Genomic DNA, 3,520 nt, shown 5'->3' on the forward strand with positions numbered 1-3,520 from the left:
AGACATCAAACGGTTGGGCTTCGGTTTTAGAAACTTCATCAACTTTAAGAAACGTGTCTTCATCATTCTGAACATAAAAAAAGAGAAGACCTATCAGGTCCTCTCTAGATGTTAGCTTTTCGTCACCCACTACAGTTGACAAAGAGCCGTTTTGCTTTATGCTTTTTGGAAAGCACCTTGTTTATAGCTAATCCAGAAGAAAAGCGGTGTACAGATAGCCATTGCAACCAGATAGATTGGCAAGGTATAGCTATTAAGTGTTGAAATCTCAATCACATCTCGAAGATAGTAAGAGCTAATCAAGAAGCCAAAGACTGAGTAAATAATCAAGGCCACACGCCCCTTATTCAACGGAATACAAGCACGAATAACGGCAAGGACACCCGTTGATCCCATCATATAGTAAGACAGCGTCAGCATATCCGTATTGCTCATGCCAAGATAGACCTGAGACAAATGGAAAATAAGAACACTGATAACCAGCATCAAGGCATTAGGAATAGACAACTGGAGCGAACGTCTGAGGAAATGTTTCTCAACAGGACGAATATTACGTTCGAAGGTTAGAATAAATGGTGGAAAACCTTCGATAAATTGACCCGCCAAAGTCATCTGAACTTGAATAAAAGGGAAGACCAAGAGGTACTCTGCCTTACCAAAAACAATACTGGCAATACAGATAAGCCCCAAAAGGAAGGAATAAACAGTTTTAATGAGGAAAATCGGTGCAATGTGGGCAATATTATTAACCACACGGCGTCCCTCAAATAGAATTTCAGGAATGTCTTTAAACTCAGAATCCATAAGCACCAAGTTGGCAATCTGACGTGTTGCAGGATCTCCCTCTGCCATAACAATCGAACAATCCGCTTCACGCAGTGCCAAGATATCATTGACACCATCACCAGTCATAGCTGTCGTATGCCCATTGGCATTAAGGGTTTGGATTAACAACTTTTTCTGGTGCGGAGATACACGACCAAAAATCGCAGTATCCTCAGCCAAAGCCTCCAACTCCTCATCGCTGACCTTAGAACAGTCAATATAGCTTTGATAGTCGGCAAAACCAGCTTGATGAGCAATATGAGAAACCGTCACTGGATTGTCACCAGAAATAATCTTAAGCGTCACATCTTCTGAACGCAGGTATTCCAGAGTTTCTGCAGCATCCTCACGAATAGGATCGGCAATTTCAAGTAAAGTCAAAGCCTCGACGTCATTCGGCAAAATCATGGTCTCTGTATCAACACCTGACTGACTCCAAGCCAAAATCAAAACACGAGACCCTCGTGCCTGAGCCTGATCAACTGCTTTGGGATTTTCCTTAAGAAGCATCTCAGGTGCTCCCAAAAAGAGAGTTCCAAGCCCATTAACGCTCACAGCACCCCATTTACGATCGCTTGAAAATGGAATAACGTCGCCTACCTGATAATGATGTTCCAGACCTTCATAAGCATTTCGAATAGCCTGAGCTGTTGCATTTTTATCCTTGCTATGTTGCATATAAGCCGCAAGCAAACGCTCCAACTCCTCTTTCGTAAAACGCTCTGACAGTAGCTCCAGACCTTTAACTGTCATCTTTCCTTGTGTAATCGTCCCTGTCTTATCTAAACAAAGCACGTCTACACGAGCCAAGGTTTCAACAGAGTACATCTCTTGCACCAGGATATGTTTCATCCCAAGCTTAATGACAGCCGTCAAAAGAGATGTAATGGTCAAAAGGGCAATTCCCTTAGGCAACATTCCCAGAAGGGCTGTCGAACTGGTAACGACCGACTCTTGAAGAGACAGCTGCTTAATCATGTAAGCCTCAAAAAAGAGTGCAAGCCCAAACGGTATGACAATCTTTCCTGTAAACTTAGCAATCTTGTCCATATTATAAAGGATACGGGACACGATTGGCTTATGAGTTTTGGCCTCTAACATGAGCTTGTTAGCGTAATTGTCCTCAGCTACGTTAATGACCTTAGCATAGACCTGACCACTCACAAGATAAGAACCAGAGAGCAACTCCTTCCCATCTTTCTTTAGAATGTGATCACTCTCACCAGTCAGCATAGCCTCGTTAAGCTCAGCCATCCCATCAATAACCACGGCATCACTTGGAACCTGCTCACCCGCAGACAAGAGCATGACATCATCCAAGACAATATCCTTAGGATCGATAGAAACAAGCTGTCCATCACGCACCACACGAATCTGATCCTTATTCATGAGATTAAGCTTATCAATCATGCGACGGGCACGCAACTCCGTCATCATCCCCGTAAAGGCATTAAGCACAATAATCCCAAAGAAAAAAAGATTAGACCAAGCCTGAACAGCAATCAAGGCCACAAAGATTGCAAAATTGAGCACATTAAAGGAGTTGAAGACATTACGCCTAAAAATCTCCCAATTGCTGGAGCCAGTTTTTGCTTTAAAATGATTTGTTTTACCGGCATCTATCCGCCGCTTGACCTCCACCTGCGTCAAGCCTTGTAACTGTTTTTTCATAACTTTCATAGTAGCATAAAAATGAGGTGTTTTCAAAGGTTAGCCGTCATTAATACCAAGGAAATAAACCTATTAAACCCCATGCCTTTTCCACTCTGTCATTCAGACCAATAAACTCAACAAAAAACATTCTGCAGGATTATATTCTCTAACTAAACCTACTTCGGTAAAGTAGATTAAACAACCATTGAAGATTGACGAATGGTTTTGGTTGAGCATCAATCACTGGTTGGACGGTCTCTCTAATTTCTTTAAGGACTTTTCGTTGATTATATTTAATCTTGTGATAACGTTTGTCAAAAGCAGCTTGGATAGAAAAATTACGATTAAAAATATAACTTTCACCTGAGTCCGGGTAAAAGACTAGAGTACCATCAGAAAAACCTAATACAGACGATTCTGTTCCTTTTTCTCTAGTTATAGCATACGTCCCGTCCTCATCATAGTTAATACCATCTAATTCCGGTGTATAAATCCAGCCATTATTCTCCATTAGCATAACGATGTCCGGCTCTGTCCCCTCCTTATGAGGAATATGCTGAGCATAATAAACAGAGTGATATTTTAAATTAAACAAAGTAAATAGGCTAATTCCTAAAATTGTAAACAGTCCTATAAATAGTCCTACAAAAATCCCTAAAATATTCCTTTTTTGCATTGTCATCTTCTCTTTCCTTTTCTATCTCCAATCACATTTTGACTAGATTAACCATTGTACACTATTTTTAACAAGTCTTACAATTTAAGGATTGGTTACTTTGTGATTGCTCTAACATTTTTTATGAATAAGAAAAAATCAAGTCTTAACAAATTCCTCCAATACTTCTCCCCACTTTGTCAATCAAGCTAAACATGGTATAATAGTTGAGGTTTTGACTGCCTATTCTATAAGGCTAATTAAGGCATCAAAAAGTAAGAAACAAGGGCTAAGCCCTTGATATGAAAGGAATCTAGAAACTATTATGATGAACATGCAAAACTTGTTCCAAGAATTTTTTAGGCTTGTTATCATCATAAATACTGA

At 40.1% G+C, this 3,520-nt stretch carries 2 protein-coding genes; both read right to left on the reverse strand.

Features of this window, described 5'->3' with window-relative positions; all coding sequences use genetic code 11:
• Positions 1–156: 156 nt before the first annotated feature.
• Positions 157–2,505: a cation-translocating P-type ATPase gene (locus tag AX662_RS02165; protein WP_060971502.1), complete on the reverse strand. Its 2,349-nt coding sequence runs from the start codon at positions 2,503–2,505 to the stop codon at positions 157–159.
• Between the two features lie 139 nt (positions 2,506–2,644).
• Positions 2,645–3,154 carry a hypothetical protein gene (locus AX662_RS02170; protein ID WP_060971503.1) on the reverse strand — a complete coding sequence of 170 codons (510 nt, stop codon included), beginning with the start codon at positions 3,152–3,154 and terminating at the stop codon, positions 2,645–2,647.
• Positions 3,155–3,520 lie beyond the last annotated feature (366 nt).

It is taken from the genome of Streptococcus sp. CCH5-D3 (assembly GCF_001556435.1).
In the GTDB taxonomy this organism is placed as follows: Bacteria; Bacillota; Bacilli; order Lactobacillales; family Streptococcaceae; genus Streptococcus.

Bases quoted from the DNA above. Each gene is read 5' to 3' on its own strand.
- AX662_RS02170 (WP_060971503.1), bottom strand. From the start codon at position 3,154: ATGCAAAAAAGGAATATTTTAGGGATTTTTGTAGGACTATTTATAGGA.
- AX662_RS02165 (WP_060971502.1), bottom strand. From the start codon at position 2,505: ATGAAAGTTATGAAAAAACAGTTACAAGGCTTGACGCAGGTGGAGGTC.